Origin of the sequence: Paenibacillus thermotolerans (genome assembly GCF_028745515.1) — a bacterium.
Classification (GTDB): Bacteria; Bacillota; Bacilli; order Paenibacillales; family YIM-B00363; genus Paenibacillus_AE; species Paenibacillus_AE thermotolerans.
In genome coordinates this window covers 64892-82444 of the sequence record NZ_JAQZSG010000017.1, presented here as the reverse complement: position 1 = coordinate 82444, position 17553 = coordinate 64892, and the positions used below count along the sequence as shown (strand labels likewise).

General features: G+C 39.6%; 16 protein-coding genes and 1 pseudogene. 16 read left to right on the top strand and 1 reads right to left on the bottom strand.

Annotated elements, in window-relative coordinates:
- The first annotated feature begins 2 nt into the window (after positions 1–2).
- From neuB to PT964_RS15150, 15 genes and pseudogenes are all read left to right on the top strand, one after another.
- Complete coding sequence (gene neuB, locus PT964_RS15220) at positions 3–1073, top strand: N-acetylneuraminate synthase (RefSeq protein ID WP_337995041.1); 1071 nt, start codon at positions 3–5, stop codon at positions 1071–1073.
- Positions 1057–1710, top strand: a complete 654-nt coding sequence (locus PT964_RS15215) for an acetyltransferase (protein WP_274364206.1) — start codon at positions 1057–1059, stop codon at positions 1708–1710. The genes neuB and PT964_RS15215 overlap by 17 nt, the downstream gene beginning before the upstream one ends.
- Positions 1707–2771, top strand: coding sequence for a nucleotidyltransferase family protein (locus PT964_RS15210; RefSeq protein ID WP_274364205.1), 1065 nt, complete (start codon positions 1707–1709; stop codon positions 2769–2771). The genes PT964_RS15215 and PT964_RS15210 overlap by 4 nt, the downstream gene beginning before the upstream one ends.
- Entirely contained in the window at positions 2764–3468 is a 705-nt protein-coding gene (locus PT964_RS15205; protein WP_337995040.1) for an acylneuraminate cytidylyltransferase family protein, read from the top strand. Before PT964_RS15210 ends, PT964_RS15205 begins: the two co-directional genes overlap by 8 nt.
- The gene (locus PT964_RS15200; RefSeq protein ID WP_274364203.1) at positions 3468–5156 is read left to right on the top strand and encodes an asparagine synthetase B family protein; all 1689 of its coding nucleotides are present in this window, start codon (positions 3468–3470) and stop codon (positions 5154–5156) included. The genes PT964_RS15205 and PT964_RS15200 overlap by 1 nt, the downstream gene beginning before the upstream one ends.
- A 3-nt stretch (positions 5157–5159) precedes the next feature.
- Positions 5160–6434: a lipopolysaccharide biosynthesis protein gene (locus PT964_RS15195; protein WP_274364202.1), complete on the top strand. Its 1275-nt coding sequence runs from the start codon at positions 5160–5162 to the stop codon at positions 6432–6434.
- Entirely contained in the window at positions 6431–7606 is a 1176-nt protein-coding gene (locus PT964_RS15190) for a hypothetical protein (RefSeq protein ID WP_274364201.1), read from the top strand. The genes PT964_RS15195 and PT964_RS15190 overlap by 4 nt, the downstream gene beginning before the upstream one ends.
- Entirely contained in the window at positions 7596–8768 is a 1173-nt protein-coding gene (locus PT964_RS15185; RefSeq protein WP_274364200.1) for a hypothetical protein, read from the top strand. Before PT964_RS15190 ends, PT964_RS15185 begins: the two co-directional genes overlap by 11 nt.
- Before the next feature lie 7 nt (positions 8769–8775).
- Positions 8776–9927: pseudogene (locus PT964_RS15180) on the top strand (glycosyltransferase family 4 protein); the annotation flags it as partial.
- A 66-nt stretch (positions 9928–9993) separates the two neighbouring features.
- Positions 9994–10614: a sugar transferase gene (locus tag PT964_RS15175; protein ID WP_425262740.1), complete on the top strand. Its 621-nt coding sequence runs from the start codon at positions 9994–9996 to the stop codon at positions 10612–10614.
- A gap of 28 nt (positions 10615–10642) precedes the next feature.
- A complete protein-coding gene (locus PT964_RS15170) occupies positions 10643–11983 on the top strand; it encodes a nucleotide sugar dehydrogenase (protein WP_425262737.1) in 1341 nt (446 codons plus the stop codon).
- A 13-nt stretch (positions 11984–11996) separates the two neighbouring features.
- Complete coding sequence (locus tag PT964_RS15165; protein WP_274364199.1) at positions 11997–13106, top strand: DegT/DnrJ/EryC1/StrS family aminotransferase; 1110 nt, start codon at positions 11997–11999, stop codon at positions 13104–13106.
- A gap of 34 nt (positions 13107–13140) precedes the next feature.
- Positions 13141–14100, top strand: a complete 960-nt coding sequence (locus PT964_RS15160) for a Gfo/Idh/MocA family protein (RefSeq protein WP_274364198.1) — start codon at positions 13141–13143, stop codon at positions 14098–14100.
- Entirely contained in the window at positions 14093–14680 is a 588-nt protein-coding gene (locus PT964_RS15155; RefSeq protein WP_274364197.1) for an acyltransferase, read from the top strand. The genes PT964_RS15160 and PT964_RS15155 overlap by 8 nt, the downstream gene beginning before the upstream one ends.
- Before the next feature lie 38 nt (positions 14681–14718).
- Entirely contained in the window at positions 14719–15816 is a 1098-nt protein-coding gene (locus tag PT964_RS15150) for an acyltransferase family protein (RefSeq protein ID WP_337995043.1), read from the top strand.
- Between the two features lie 62 nt (positions 15817–15878).
- On the opposite strand, the gene PT964_RS15145 is transcribed toward PT964_RS15150, so the two are convergent.
- A complete protein-coding gene (locus PT964_RS15145) occupies positions 15879–16799 on the bottom strand; it encodes a carbohydrate kinase family protein (protein ID WP_274364196.1) in 921 nt (306 codons plus the stop codon).
- A gap of 86 nt (positions 16800–16885) precedes the next feature.
- Here PT964_RS15145 and PT964_RS15140 point away from each other — a divergent pair, with 86 nt between their 5' ends.
- Positions 16886–17530, top strand: a complete 645-nt coding sequence (locus PT964_RS15140; protein ID WP_274364195.1) for a YdcF family protein — start codon at positions 16886–16888, stop codon at positions 17528–17530.
- Positions 17531–17553 lie beyond the last annotated feature (23 nt).

Genomic DNA, 17553 nt, shown 5'->3' with positions numbered 1-17553 from the left:
ATTTGAATCAAGAGACCTATATCATAGCTGAGGCGGGCGTGAACCATAACGGTTCCTTAGATATGGCTTTAGAATTAGTAGATAAAGCGGCGGAATGCAAAGCAAATGCAGTTAAGTTCCAAACTTTTAAAGCTAAAGCTCTAGTAAGTAAAAACACCCCAAAAGCAGAATATCAAAAGAAAACCGACGAGGCTGAAAACCAATATGAAATGTTGAATAAGCTGGAGCTAAGTGAGGACGCACATTTTATCCTAATGGAGCGGTGCAAAAAAAGAAACATCGATTTTCTGTCTTCACCATTCGATTATGAGAGTGCAAGGTTTCTAGTTGAAACCTTACAGTTGCCAATCATCAAAGTGGCTTCCGGTGAGATCGCCAATGCCCCAATGCTTTATTATTTAGCTCAGAATAATAAAAAATTAATATTATCTACTGGTATGAGTACTTTAAGTGATATCGAGAAAGCGCTCGCTGTTCTTTCCTATGGATACCTCAAGGGAACCGAACCAGGAGAAAGGAACTTTATAGAGGCCTACTTTTCAGCTCAAGGACAAGATGCGTTGTCAAAAAATGTAACATTGCTTCATTGCACAACGGAGTACCCTGCTCCTTACAACGAAATTAATTTAGCTGTTATGGCTACACTGAGTTCAGCCTTCGAGTTGCCCATAGGTTACTCAGACCACACAGAGGGAATAACAATTCCAGTTGCGGCTGTAGCCAGAGGAGCTAAGGTGATTGAGAAACATTTTACTTTAAATAGAGATTTGCCCGGCCCTGACCATAGGTCATCTTTGGAGCCAAATGAGTTTAAAGAGATGGTCGAGTCAATCCGAAAAGTTGAGGCCGCCATAGGCAACTCAAAGAAAATTCCTACGGCTTCGGAACTTCGCAATCAATCAGTTGTGCATAAAAGTATTGTCGCCAAAGGAAATATAAAAGCAGGCGAGCTGTTTACAAACGAAAACATAACCGTTAAACGCCCTGGTGGTGGAATTCCTCCTTTACGGTACTGGGATGTCCTCGGAAGAAAAGCGACAAGAGATTATATAGAGGATGAAAGGATCGATTAATTTGCGCCCAATAATCATACTCGGCGGTGGCGGTCATGCAAAGGTTCTAATTGAGTCATTGTTGCTTACAAGCGCCGATATTATCGGGTTTACAAGTAAAGATGAAGGAAATCAGATCGCTAAAGCCTATAATATAAAGCATTTAGGTGATGACGATTCACTTCATTTATTCGATCCAAAGACATGTCTTCTTGTTAACGGCATTGGGAGTATCGGTTCACCCGGATTGAGAAAGTTAATTTTTGAACGATATAAAGCATTCCATTATAATTTCTGCTCCGTAATTAATCCAAACACCATATTGTCAAAAAACATAATGTTTGATGAGGGTGTGCAAGTAATGGCGGGGGCGATTGTTCAGCCGCGTGTGACAATAGGGAGGAATTCTATTATCAACACTGGCTCGATAATCGAACACGATTGCTCTATAGGTGAGCATGTCCATGTTGCCCCGGGGGTAACTTTATCGGGTAGTGTTTCGATCGGTTGCAGCACTCACATTGGCACCGGTGCAAAGGTAATACAAGGAGTTAAAATCGGGGAAGGTTGTATCATCGGTGCAGGGGCTGTTGTTATTCGTGATGTGCCTAACGGTGCTAAAGTAATAGGTGTGCCTGCAAAGGAGGTAACTAGGTGAGGGACTTCGAGAAGGTTATTATATCCCCCGACACAACGATTATGTCAACGATTGAAGTTATTGATCGAGGAGTTCTACAAATCGCTATCGTTGTTGACGAAGACAAAAGGTTGATTGGGACGGTTACTGACGGGGATATCCGACGCGCTATTATTAAGAAAATTCCTTTGGATGAGGAAATAAAGTACATCATGAATAAAAATCCTTATTTCGCTGAGTTAAGCAGCAGTAAAAAGGATATTTTATCCCTCATGAAGAGGAAGTCACTGAGGCAGATGCCCATAGTCGATGATCAGCACAGAGTGGTTAATTTATTGGTCCTCGATGACTTGCTTGAAGAGAAAAAAGTAAAGAGGGATAATTGGGTAGTTTTAATGGTCGGTGGTTTGGGGAGCCGTCTTTATCCATTAACAGAACATAATCCGAAGCCACTCCTGAAGATCGGTAGTAAGCCGATATTGGAAAGAATTATCCATAATTTTGCCGAATATGGTTTTGTGAATTTTTACCTAGCGGTTAATTATAAAAAAGAACAAATTATTGATTATTTTGGTGATGGGTCTCGCTTCGGGGTTAACATACAGTACATTGAGGAAAATGAAAAGCTGGGTACTGCGGGTCCGCTGTCGTTGCTACCGGAGATGCCGAACTCGCCAGTCATTGTTATGAATGGTGATTTGCTAACTAAGGTTAACTTTGACGGTCTTTTGAGATTTCATATTGAACATAATTCGCAAGCTACAATGTGTGTTCGCGAATATCAATATGAAATTCCTTATGGGGTCGTAAATACAAAAGATCACAGATTGATATCTATTGAAGAAAAGCCTAGCTACTCTTATTTTGTTAACGCCGGTATATATGTACTTAATCCAAATATAATACCCGATGTCCCGTATAACTCTTATTACGACATGCCTACCTTATTTGAAAAACTTGTTAAAGAAGAAAATAAGGTTTGTGCATTTCCGGTGAGAGAATACTGGCTGGATATTGGTCGGATGAGTGATTTTGAACGTGCAAACGTAGAGTATGCAGAGGTGTTCAATGATAATGAATAAAGTTTTAGCAATTATCCCTGCCCGTGGCGGATCAAAAGGTGTACCGAATAAAAATATTAGGCCTTTAAATGGTAAGCCGCTGATTGCGTGGACAATTGATGAAGCGAAAAAATCGAAGTATATTTCGGAACTTGTTGTAAGCACCGATGATTTAGAAATAAGAGATGTTGCTGAGGCATATGGTTGCGATGTTCCTTTGTTACGGCCGCAATCTCTAGCTACAGACACGTCACCGATTATCGATACAGTGTTACATCTTCTCACACATTACAGTGAAAGGCAAATGCACTTTGATTACGTTTTACTTTTACAATGCACATCGCCCTTGAGAACTGTGGAAGATATTGACGATGCTTTAACAGAGTGTTTTCGGAGAGATCTTAACAGCATGGTTAGTGTATGTGAAACGGAGCATAGTCCATACTGGTACAAAAAGATAGATAGTAATGGAATAATGTCAAATATTTTTCAAGATGATGTTCAACATACGACGAGGCAACAGTTACCAAAAACCTATCGCTTAAACGGGGCATTATATATTGCGAAGAGCGAGTGTCTCGTTAATAATCGCAGCTTTTATACAGATAGGACAACAGCTTATGTAATGAGCTCTTTGCGTTCGATAGATATCGATACAATGATTGATTTTGAGATCGCTGAGATTCTTATGAGAAAGTCAGTTGAAGGGGGCCTATAATGCGGTTTTTTATTACGAATTTGGCTGATAATAAACTGAAATGTTTTAAAGATGTATATTTTACAGGAGATTTTGTTCAAGAAAGAGATAGCCAACTCATCGTTTCGAAAAGTTCTAATTTTGTAAGCGGACAATTTGATGAACAATTGGCAGGCTTTCAATTCGAAAGTAAGGAAATCAATGATTATGATTACACCTTCATATTGGCAAAATACAATCCCGATGATAAAGTGTTTCGAATTCAATCTGATTTAATCGGTTTTGAAGAAGCATTTATTTATGATCAAGATGGAATCTTTGTGTTTACTGACTCACCATTATCTTTAATTGAATTTTTAAACGATCATAACAAGCAAACGAAAATAGATGTAAATAAATTGAAGGATCTCCTTTATTGGGGGACCAATTTTATTGGCGATACTATTTTGGAGTTTGTTGTAAGGGTAAAACCAGCGAGTTTTTATGAAATTCATCTCCAAAATATGATTACTAACAGAAAAGAATATACATCCTTCTTAGCAGATAAAAACATAACTGATCCAATCAAAGCAGCAAGTGATTTATATGAGATAATTGACAGTAGGTTTGCAAAATATCAAGATTCCGGCCTGCGTTTTGGCATCGGATTAAGCGGAGGATTAGATTCAAGGGCGGCGGCTTATTTTGCATCAAAGTACAAATTTAATATTTCCCCTTACTTTATTGGAGAAGAGAAGGTTACACCTTTCTTAAAAACCTATGACGTAAAGCGTTCAGAAGAAATTGCTGAACAGTTAGGATTAGGGAAAGTTAGAGTACTTCATCCGAGTGCTATTGGTTGGAAGGAGAAGATCGAGAACGATCTTCGAAATTCGCCACTGTCCATTAGCAATGCATTACAAAATATTGGGTATGACTTTTCAGATATGGATGTATTATTGACTGGTGCTATGGGCGGGGAATTGTTTGGAGCATGTATAAATGATAAAGTTCCGGGAATGACCAATGAAGGACTTGCCAAATATTTGCTTTCATATATCAGAATAGTACCTAGATATAAACGAGGGACATTAATTGAAAAGTATAAAAAGCAATATATTTCTTCCGATGTTTACGAGGAGTTAATTAACAAAGAAGAAATGTCTCATAGATTTGAGAAGATGAAGAACTGGGTAGATGAACAAAAACAAATCGGGCTCTCCAATATCAAAATTGTAATGAAAGATTTATACTATAGATTCGCGAAAAACCATCGAACTGGTTATTTCTATGGATTGAATGGACTTATGAATGTCCTGCCTGTCTATTTAACACCTTCGGTTATAAGGCAAATGCTTTGTTGGGATGACTCTTTGTTTGTCGGGAAGCCTGTTCAAAAACAATTTATTAAATTACTTGGGGATTTATCAAAGATCCGAAGTCAGACAGTAGAAGTTTCTATCGAAAGTCAATTTAGAAAATCATCCTCCCTACGAAAAATGTTTTCTATCGGTGAAAGAGTATTAAGAGGCGGGGGGATGAACTATCTTCGTTGGCTTAGATATGAAGATTTTGAAAGCACCGAACGAGATATTCTTAATAGTTCCAGCATTCCCGACGTAATTAATTTGAAAAACGAGGCATGGAAGAATAACGCTCCATTTGTAAGGATGACATTGGTTAAAACCGCTATGTTACAACAAAAATATAAGGTGACGATAGATGGTTGACAAATGAAAATATTAAGAAAGAAGTCTATAGGTAATGCAGGTATTTATCTAGTAACAAATATACTCAATGCCTTCATTCCTTTTCTTGTACTGCCAATAATGACAAGGTTTCTTAGTCCAAGTGAATATGGTATCTTGTCGATGTTTGAAGTATTAGTTGCATTAACTTCTCCAATTGTTGGTTTAAGTATTCACGGGGCTATTAGTAAACAATATTTCGAAAGAGAATCATTAGATTTTCCTGTTTATGTATCAAATTGTATATTTATTCTCTTGATAAGCACTTTTTTTGTTAGTATCTTTTATTTTATTTTTGCGGATCCAATTAGCAATTTCATAGATGTCCCAATCGATGCTCTCTGGTTAGCTGTTGTATTTTGTTTAGGGCAATTTCTTACGCTGGTTACATTGACGTTATGGCAGGTTGAAGGGCATCCGATTAAGTACGGACTATTTAGAATTGGGATTATGGTACTAAACCTCTCCCTCTCCATTTATTTTGTTGTGTTTCTCAACAATGGATGGCATGGCAGGGTTCAAGGCCAAGTCATCGCCATTTCTGTATTTAGTTTGTTTTCACTATGGCTGTTATTTAAAAACCGTATGATAACGCTGAAGCTTAATATGGATTATCTTAAGCATGCACTTCGCTTCGGAATACCCTTGGTGCCGGAGGCACTCGGAATATTTATTATTACAATGACGGATCGAATCTTTATTACAAATCTAATAGGAATAGAAGAAGCGGGCATTTATGCTGTAGGTGTCCAAATTTCAATGGTAATGATGATTTTTTATACATCTATAAATAAAGCCTGGGTTCCTTGGTTTTTCCGAAACCTTAAACGTAATGATGCCAATATGAATTTGAAAATTGTTAAGATTACTTATTTTTATTTTGGATTTCTTTTATCATTAGCCGCTGTCCTTTCCGTAATTGCACCGTGGATCTTAAAGCTTATAGTGGGCCCGGAGTTTCAAGGGGCAGCAAAATATGTAGTTTGGCTCGCGATAGGGTTTGCATTTAGCGGTATGTATACCATGTTCAATAATTACTTTCATTATGCAGAGAAAACTAATATATTAGCTAAATTAATTTTTATGGCCGCGTTAACAAATGTTGGGTTAAGTTACTGGTTGGTGCATTTGAATGGAGCAGTGGGTGCAGCCCAAGCCACCGCTGTATCTTTTTTTCTGACATTTCTTATGGCATGGTTTAACGCTTCAAAAGTTCATATGATGCCGTGGAAATTAAAGATGCGGGGGTACGCTTCATGAAGAGATTTCTGCAATCCATCATTAAAAAATTAACCAAGCCCAATATGGCTCATTTTTCACATTCAAAAGATGAACAATCCAGAGTTTTAGAATGCAGTAGTGCATTGTATCAAAATCCTACATTAATCCAAAGATCATTTATGCAATATAAGTGTCAGGTCCATTACAAATCAGTTGCATCTAGAGTTCTGCTTAACAGTGCCTCCTTGATCCTTATTATACCTGTCGTTTTATTTTTGCTTTTAAAAAGAATAAGAATCAATAAAAATCATGATGCTGATTCTAGCTCACTGATAGCAGTTTACATGGGTGTTGATCTAGGAAATGTCCCAAATTCGATAAACAACCGTTACCGGGTAATGAAAGGGTCTAATAAAGTTTCACTTTCCGTTTCAGATATAATTACGGTGATGTGTAATTTTTGGCGTTTTCTAGGTCACCCTTATTTTATTTTAAAAAACGTTTATAAGACCGCTTTGTTCAGTCACAATATGAATGTATATAATCCATCGGCTATAGTTGTAACTTCGGAATATTCATTTACTTCTTCATGGTTGACGCAATATTGTCGACTTAACAATATCGTCCATATAAACATAATGCATGGAGAAAAAATTTATAATATAAGGGATTCATTTTTTGAGTTTGATGAGTGTTTTGTATGGGACCAGCATTACATTGATTTATTCACTTCCTTGCATGCTAGTCATAATCAGTTCAAAACGGAAATACCGCCCAAGCTTCAATTAAATTTGCAAACAGCAACGAGGACCGATTATTCAAAGAACCAAATGAGATTGAGTTATTATTTGCAAAACGAGACTGAGCAGCAGTTAAACATATTAAAAGATGCTTTAAATAAACTGAGAAATAATTACCATGTTTGTTTGAGGCCGCATCCAGTGTATTCTAATATAAATTTGCTCCAAACAATTTTTAAAGAATTTGAGATTGAGGACCCGTCTTCTATTAATATCCAACAATCAATTTCGAAGGCTGACTTTATTGTTTCGAAATATTCTACTGTTTTGTTTCAGGGATATCTCTTAAAAAAAGATATTATTATAGACGATATTTCAGACAATGAACTTTTTAGGAAGTTGATAGAATTCGATTATATAATTTTTAGAAAAAAACACAGGAAGTTGACGGAGATGCTACATGGTTCATGAATTTATCCTGTTAAACGTTTCTTTCTTACTGTTTGTAATTATATCCGTTGCTTTAGGCGAATATAAGAAATCATTCGTTTGTTTTATTGTGGTTTTAATTATTAACTTTTATACACCGGCGGTTTATTATTCGGTTTTTAATGGAGTGGCATATAAAATGTTCTCCGAGCAAACGTACCTACATTATCTACAGATGTCGTCCATTATTTTTTTAGTTTCATCCATATTTTTAGGTTGTAAATATGTCATTAAATTCCCAAACTCAGAAGTTTTCTTGAAGCGACCCAACCTAATGGCATCGGTATATATCATGTTAATAACAGCTTTAGTTGCTTTCTATATTCTTATATTCATTAAACAAATGCCCTTATATTCTATTGTCGCTAAGGGAATTTCAATAGATCGACCTGAAACCTCCGGGAGTCTTCCTTTGTACCACACTTTTTCAACCTTTGCGTTTTTTATTTTACCCGGCTACCTTTTCTATTATCTCCCAGAAATAAATTCCAAGTTAAAGAAACTTGTTTTATTTCTACTTGTTACATTAGTTATGGTAATTGGCGGGAACAAGGGTGTAATGGTATTTTATTTCTTATTTATTTGGGTTTTTATTTATCGATTAAGAATAAATATAAAACTTGCCGGCATGTTTTCGGGGGCCATAGGGTTTTACATTTTGATTTCTGGGTCGGGAGGCTTTATAGATTCAATGCTATCTGCTTTCCGTAGGTTTTTTGTTACCCAGGGGGTTGGTATGATTAATAGGCTTGAAATGATTTCTATCAATTATGATTTTGATATGGAGTCTATTTCAAATAGCGTTTTTGAATTTATTTATAGATATAGCGGGGGATCACATCCAACATTTTTTTTAGGAGATTTACTCGTAAAAATTGGTTGGCTCCCTGCTATGATGGCATTTGTAATAATGTTAGGGTTATTAGTCTTAATATCCCGTTGGGTGGATATAAGATATGGGGACAACCTCTTTATTCAATGGAATTTTTTTGTAGTACTTTACCTTATAGGAATGAGTGGTATCGGTAAAGACAATTTAATTAGGATGGCAGCAATAGCAATAAATCTTCTATTGATATTATTCCTTTCAAATATTCGTTTTAGGATGAAAATATTTGATAATTATAAAATAAATTACCGGTGATCACTTTATGAAAATATGGATTTTTAATCATTATGCCAATTCCCCGAGGGAAGCAGGTATTACACGGCATTACGATCTGGCCATCGAATTAGTAAGAGAAGGTCACGACGTCACGATTTTTGCTGCCTCTTTCAATCATTCGACTCGTACTGAGAAACATTCGTATGAAGACAAAGAGAATTATGCGATTGAATATATTAACGGTGTGCGCTTTTGTTGGTTACGGACATTTCCTTACAAAAAAAACAGTTGGCGGAGAATTGTTAATATTTTCAGTTATGCACTACGTGCAAATATGCTCGTAAATAAACAATTAAAAACTGAATTCCCCGACATAGTAATCGGTTCACTTATGCATCCTTTGGCTGCGCTGCTGGGAAGAATGGTGGCAAAACGGAAAAAAAGCATTTTTTATTTTGAAGAAAGAGACCTATGGCCTCAGACGCTTATTGATATAGGGAAGATATCTCCGAAAAATCCAATTGTTAAGTTTCTGTATCGATTGGAAAAGTATTTTTATATAAGAGCTAAAAAAATAATTGTCCTGTTTGATAAAGCAGTTGGTTATGTGGAGCAACGTGGTATACAACCCGACAAGGTTATTTATTTACCAAATGGAGTAGATTTAAGCCGATTTGGAGTCGGGGATAAGAGTGGTATAACACTTGAAGATTTTAACCTTGAGTTTTTAAAAGGAAAGTTTGTTGCTGTATATGCGGGTGCACATGGACTTGCAAATCGATTGGACGCCATATTAGATGCGGCTAAAGTGGTTCAGCAGAAAGAGCCCAACGTTGCGTTCTTATTCGTTGGAGATGGTCCGGAAAAAGAACGACTAATCAGAAGGAAAGAAAAAGAAGGCATCAACAATCTGTTCTCTTCTCCTGCTATAACAAAAAACGATATTCCCCGTCTATTAAATTTATGTCATGTCGGGCTTATCGCCATGTGGAACACAGATTTGTACAAATGGGGATTTAGTCTGAATAAGAGCTATGATTATATGGCTGCAGAACTTCCAGTTGTTCTTTTGAGTAATATACAAGACTCAACAATTGTTAACTCGGGTGGAATTATCCGTGCAGACGAGCCCGCGCAAATGGCGGAAGCGATCATTAATCTTTACGAAAACCAAAATTTATGTAAGACAATGGGGGAACGTGGCAGAGAATATGTTCTTGAACATCATAGCTGGGCCAATCTCGCAAAAAAGCTGGCTAAATTTATGGAATCGGACGTGCAGAAAAAAGATAGTGGTCGAAAAAAGGGGTTTTATCTTAAGTTTTGGAAGAGAGTTTACGATCTAGCGACAGGTAGTGCATTATTTATTTTGTTATCTCCTGTTTTTCTTGTGATATCCATTTTAATAAAAGTGGGAACGAAAGGTCCGGTTATCTTTAAACAAAAGCGAGCGGGCGCTTATGGAACCTACTTTAACATTTATAAGTTTCGTACCATGAGAGCAGATACGCCCAATGTGGCAACGGATAGGTTGGAAAATCCAGAGCAGTATATAACTCCAATTGGTAAGTGGTTAAGGAAAACGAGTCTCGACGAATTGCCCCAACTACTTAACATTTTAAAAGGCGAGATGTCATTCGTCGGTCCAAGACCTGCTTTGTATAATCAGTATGAATTAATTAAATCTAGGGAAGAACAAGGCATTGATGTATTGCTTCCCGGTCTGACTGGCCTTGCTCAAATCAACGGGAGAGACTTTATTTCGGACAAAGAAAAAGTTCGATATGATCATCAATATCTTAATCAAGTGTCGTTCATTACGGACGTTAAGATTTTATTTAAAACGTTTTTTAGTGTTTTAACTTCAAAAGGGGTCTCAAAGTAATAAAACGAGAGGGAGGTTTATTTAAAGTATGATAAATACATTAGAAAGTAATATGAATCCATTGGCAATCGAGCTTTTTCATAAACTCAATACAAAAGAAGCGGTAATTGGTGTAGTTGGTTTAGGCTATGTTGGCTTACCCCTTGCAGTCGAGAAGGTAAAAGCAGGGTTCAAAGTAATTGGATTTGATGTACAAGAAAAACGGACAAATATGGTCAATCAAGGAATCAATTATATTGGTGACGTTGTGGATGAAGAATTGTCGATCATTACTAAGGAAAATCGTCTAGTCGCTACAACCGATTATTCAAGAATTAAAGAAGTTGATGCAGTTGCAATATGTGTACCGACTCCACTCGATATGTATCAACAGCCTGACACAACATATGTTGAAAACTCAACACGAGAAATTGCTAAAAATTTGCGTAAAGGGATGTTAATTGTTTTAGAAAGTACGACGTATCCTGGAACGACTGAAGAGGTTGTAAAGCCGATCCTTGAAGCGACAGGATTGAAGTGTGGCGAAGATTTCTTTCTTGCATATTCACCGGAGCGGGTAGATCCAGGTAATAAAACGTTTAAGACTAAAAACACGCCGAAAGTCGTGGGTGGAGTTACCCAAACTTGTACAGCAATAGCAGCTGCGATGTATAGAGGTGTTTTGGAAGGCGAGGTTTACGAGGTATCCAGCCCGGCTGTTGCGGAAATGGAGAAGATATTAGAAAATACGTTTCGTAACATAAACATTGCTCTAGCAAACGAAATGGCCATTCTTTGTGACAAGATGGGGATAGATATTTGGGAGGTTATTGACGCGGCTGCGACAAAACCCTATGGGTTTATGCCTTTCTATCCAGGTCCCGGATTAGGGGGACATTGTATTCCGATTGATCCGTTTTATTTAACGTGGAAGGCTAGAGAATATAATTATCATACAAGGTTGATCGAGATCGCGGGGGAAATAAACAATAGTATGCCCGACTTCGTTATCGACAGATGTATGCAAATACTAAATAAAGAGAAAAAGCCGTTGAACGGTTCCAAAGTCGTTGTCATGGGCGTAGCCTACAAGAAAGATATTGATGATTACAGAGAGTCGCCCGTACTTCCAATATTGAAACAGCTTGAGGAGTCAGGAGCGGAGTGGTATACCGTCGATCCGCATGTTAAGGAATTTAAATTTAGCGGGGGGTTAGTGAGTACTGTACCCATGACGGAAGCGGTTGTGGATATTGCCGATCTAGTCATTATCACCACTGACCATAGTGCTTTTGATTATAAATTGATTGCTGACAAAGCAAAGGTTATTTTTGACACAAGAAACAGTATGAAGAACATGAATGTAAAAGGGAAATATTACAAACTATAAGGGGCCAACTTTTATGCGAGTACCTATTCTCGATTTGTCTGAACAATATTTGCAGTTAAAGAATGATATTTTAGCGTCAATTGAATCCGTAATGGAGAATACACATTTCATTCTTGGAGCGAATGTAAGGCAGCTTGAACAAGAAGTTGCAGCATACAGCAACGTTTCACATGGAATTGGTGTCGCCAATGGCAGTGATGCTCTTCATCTTTCGCTTTTAGCTTGCGGGATTGAACCAGGAGACGAAGTAATTACGACTGCTTTTTCCTTCTTTTCGACCGCTGGGGCAATCGCGAGAGTAGGAGCAATCCCTGTTTTTGTGGATATCGATCCCAAAACCTACAACCTCGATCATACTAAAGTGGAAGCAGCAATCACAAAGAAGACGAAAGCGATCATTCCAGTCCATTTGTATGGACAAGTCGCCAATATGACGGAAATCGGTCGTATTGCCGAGGCGTACCAATTGCATATCGTTGAAGATGCTGCACAAGCAATCGGAGCAGAACATCAGGGCAAGAAGGTTGGAGAGTTTGGCGCGGCCGCCTGTTACAGTTTTTTTCCCACAAAAAACTTGGGAGCTTATGGCGATGCGGGAATGGTTGTGACTAATAATGATAATATTGCGGAAAAAATAAGAATTCTCAGAGTTCACGGCAGCAAGCCGAAGTACCATCATCATGTACTTGGATATAATAGTCGGCTTGATGAAATGCAGGCTGCGATCTTGAACGTAAAATTTAAATATTTGGATCAATGGAACGAACAGCGGGGACAAAAAGCAGCGACTTACAATCGATTATTTGCAGATAACCTTCAAGAACATGTGGTGACTCCATACGTTGAGGAAGGCAACAATCATATTTATCATCAATATACGATTAGAGTGGATCGAAGAGATGAGTTACAGTTATTTTTAAAGGAAAATGGGGTAGATACGATGGTTTACTATCCAAGACCGCTGCATCTACAACCCGCTTTAGCCTATTTAGGATATAATAAAGGCGATCTGTTTGAAACGGAAAGAGCTTGTGAACAGGCTATGTCGTTACCAATGTTCCCTGAACTCAAAGAGGAGCAGCAGGTTTACGTAGTCGACAAGATTAAAGAGTTTTTTCTGTAGTTTAGAAAGGTTATAAACGTAACCGGGGGAGAACATGAATAAACGCGTAATTGTTATCGGAGCAGGGCATTGGGGGAAAAATCTGGTCAAAACCTTTTATGAGCTTGGTGCGTTAGCGGGTGTAGCAGAAGCGAGTTCCATATTGCGCGATGAACTAAGTAGAAGTTACCCAAATATCCTGTTGTATCAAGATTATAAGGAATGTTTGAATGAATCGGTTGATGCTTTTGTAATTGCTACACCGGCCCATACACATTATCAGATTGCGTATGAGGCTTTAGAATCAGGCAAGGATGTATTTGTAGAAAAACCAATTACATTATCAACAGATGAAGCGGAAAAGCTTCACAACTTTGCAGAGAGCCATGGCCGTATTCTGATGGTGGGTCACTTACTATTGTATCAGCCTGTAATTCAGGAAATGAAGCGGCTTTTAGAATCAGGATTCATTGGAGAATTAAAGAGCATACATCAAGAACGTTTGAAGTTGGGAAGGGTTCGTTCGGTCGAGAATGTTCTTTGGAGTTTTGGTGTTCACGATATTGCTGTATTTTTATATTTAGTGGGCAGCGAACCGAAAAGATCGATTGTAAATGGAGATAGAATCATACAGCCCGCTATTGAGGATGACGTTTACTTACATTTAGATTTTCTTAATGGAGTTACCGCACATCTTCATACTTCATGGCTATGGCCAGAACAACGACGCCGTCTTGTTGTTGTAGCCACTGAAGGTATGATGGTTTATGATGAGGAACAGCAAACATTGGTTTTACACCGTAAGGGAATTCATCGAGACCTCTCGAATAGAGACGATGGACATGAGGTCATATTTAAAGGCAATGAGCAACCATTGAAATTAGAATGTATGCACTTCTTGCAATGCGTAGAGAAAAGAACGAGACCTATCTCTGATGGTAAGAATGGTCTCGAGGTTGTCAGGATATTAGAAAATGCATCAATAAAGTTGGGAAGTGGAACCACTAATGGGTGACTTTTTTGTCCATGAGTCAAGTTATCTTGATGAGGGTGCAATAGTTGGGGGCGGCACAAAAATATGGCATTTTTCCCACGTTATGGGCGGGGCTGTCATAGGGGAGCAGTGCAATCTTGGACAGAATGTATTTGTGGCTAATCGGGTTGTTATAGGTAACAACTGCAAAATCCAAAATAACGTGTCCTTATATGAAGGGGTTACTCTAGAGGATTACGTTTTTTGCGGACCGAGTATGGTCTTTACAAACGTTAAAACGCCTCGATCCGCATTTCCTAGGAACACTAGCGCTGACTATCAAACAACTTTAATAAAACGTGGAGCCTCCGTTGGCGCAAACGCTACAGTTGTATGTGGAATAACAATTGGCAATTGCGCAATGATCGCCGCTGGAGCAGTTGTTACGAAAGATGTCCCGGACTACGCACTAGTGGCAGGAGTCCCGGCGAATATCATCGGTTGGGTTTGTGAATGTGGGGAGAGATTGAATTTCTCCGAAACTGATGAAGCAACTTGTGAGCATTGCACAAGATACTACAGAAAAATAAACGACCGAAGAGTTGAACAGTTGAATAACTAAGTTGTTTTCATGCTGGGTTATTTATGGAGGGGTAAGCGATCAGTAAAACCTTATCTAGGGTTGAGAGCATAGATTATCTTAGAGGAATGCTTGCATTCTCGGTGATGGTATATCACTATACTTCTTGGATCAATATGAGTCTTTTTTACCCACTTGACCAACTTATTTCTAGATTAGGGATATACGCTGTGCCTTCGTTTTATATTTTAAGTGGGATTAGTCTAGGGCTGGTATATGCACATAGAGATGTAAATACTGCATTTCTAGCAGAGTTTGTAACAAAACGCATCTTTCGGATCGTTCCTTTATTTTATGCAGCAACGACGTTAATAATATTTGTAAGGTATCAAATTTATGCAAAAGTTCCATCATTGGAAACAATTCTTGAAAATTATTTGTTTATTTTTCCGTGGGCATCACCAGCAAACTCAATAATTACGGGTGGTTGGTCGATCGGTAACGAAATTGTTTTTTATGCGTTTCTTCCATTTCTATTACTAATAAAACAAAGGTCAAAGAAGTTTTTTGCTCTAATTGTTATTTTTATCTTTATTATAGGTATTGGTTTCTCTTTTTTTATTTTGGATGAAAGTTTGCCTCTCGCTGAGCAATGGAATGTATATGTTAATCCTTTAAATCAGCTTTTTTATTTTGTTGGCGGTGTGCTATTGGGCCTGATATTTCTAAGAAATATTCATATTAAAAATGAGTTAATACTACTGGGCATCGGCCTATCAGTATTGTTTATTGCTTTCGTGCCTGTAAACGGAGATGACAAGATAGTTCTCGTAACCGGGTTTCAGAGAATTCTGTTTACTTTATTTATCTTTTTATTGTGTGGGTTTGTAGCATTTTGGAGGTCAGGGCTAAATAAAATTACTTCTGTATTTAAGTTTTTTGGTAATATTTCTTACTCGCTGTATTTAATTCATCCAATCCTTTTTAATGTTACTTTTGCTTTATTAAAACCGCCCTTCTTAAAAACAGATATACAAAAAATGGTCTTTTCTATGGTGATTACGGTAATTTTATCGACCATTTCTTACTATTTCTTTGAAAAAACAATGATTAGATTTGGGCGTGCAGGAGTTGAAAGATTTCTGACATCAAAGCAAAAAAGTTTGATTTCCGGATAACTGTAGCACCACAGACGGCTCTCAATTTAGAGGTTGTCTTTCTTTACCTGTCGCACTCCCCCTCACACCCCCAACCTTACCCCCAAATCCGCACAATTGTTCTCCGCCGACGCAACGACGAGGCCGGCCACCTTCGTGCCCCACACGACTGCCTGGTCGAGCGGCAGGCCGCGTACGAGGCCCGTAACGGTGCCTGCGAAGAAGGCGTCGCCGGCGCCGCTGGAGTCGACCATCTCCACCGGGAAGACGGGCTGGTGGCCCTTCAACTCGCTTACAGCGTCGTAATATACCGACCCGTCCGCGCCCAGCGTCACCACCATCGACCGCAACGAACGGTCGTGCACGTACCGGACAAGCTCCTCAAGCTGCCGATCCCGAGGCAGATCCCCAAACTCAACTTCCAACAACCTTCCGGCCTCCACATGGTTGCAAATAAAGCAATCCAAGCCGATCAGCAAATCCGGATACGCAGCCACCACCTGAAAGTTGCCGGGCAAGCCAAATACCGGTTTGCCGGCCGCGCGAGCCAGCGCAATCGCCTTCCGCGCAATCTCCTCGGTCAAATCGATGGACAGCACGATATGCGACGACCACTCCGCGATCTCGCTGCCGTGCCGCTCAAGCAGCTCCATCAAGCCCGCGAAGTCGGGCTGCTGCGAGATTCCGCCGGCCAAGTGCCCCTGCTCGTCCAAAATCGCCAGCCACATGCCCATCCCGCGCGGAAAATACGGCAAATACCCCGTATCGACGCCGCTCCGGCGCAAACGGTCCAGCACCTCATGCCCCAGTGCGTTATCGTCCACCGTTGCGACAAGCCGCACAGGCACTCCCAGGCTAGCCAGCGTTTCCGCCACGTTACGGCCGACTCCGCCATGCACCAGCTTCACCTCGCCGACATTTTTTCCAACAGGATTATAAGGATGCGAGGCGAAGCCCTTAACATCCATAAATATATTGCCGATGACAGAAATAAGCGGTTGCATTGCGCCGGTACCCCCAGATGATGTGTATAATGAAAGAGATTATCGAACAGAGCAGGAAACGCGAAAGAAAGGATCCGCACCAATATATGAAAAAGCCGAACAAGCCCAAATTCAAACTGCCCGCCCAAAAAATCGTTCTATTCACCATAGTATCAATTATTGCGCTTCTAGGCATCCTTCACCGTCCGATTTTGACGTATGCCGGAGATTATCTCAAACTAGGCTGCCTGCCCGGAAGCCTGCCGGCTAAAGCGGACGCGATCATCGTCCTCGGCGGCGAAATCGAGGGGGAACGCACGCGCAAGGGCGCAGAGCTGTATAAAGCCGGCAAAGCCCCTAAGCTGATCCTCTCGGACGGTACCCGCATGTCGTGGCGCACGATGGCGGTGGACGAGATGGTTGCGCTAGCGCTATACACCGGTGTGCCGAAGCATGACATCTTGGTCGAAAATGAATCGCGAAGCACATACGAGAACGCAGTCTACACGAAAAAGCTGATGACGGACAAAAGGCTTGATTCGGCGGTAGTGGTGACGTCAGACTGGCACGAGCGGCGGACGAAGTTTATTTTCGATAAGGTGTACCAAGGATCCGGAATCGAGCTCAGTTACTGCGGTGCGCCGGACAGCCGGAGCGATTTCGACGAATGGTGGAAGGACGGGGAGAAGCAGCAGACGGTGCTGACAGAGTGGTCGAAGCTGCTGGTCTATTGGGCAAAATATGCATTCTAATAACGATAGCGCCGGTTCTCGCA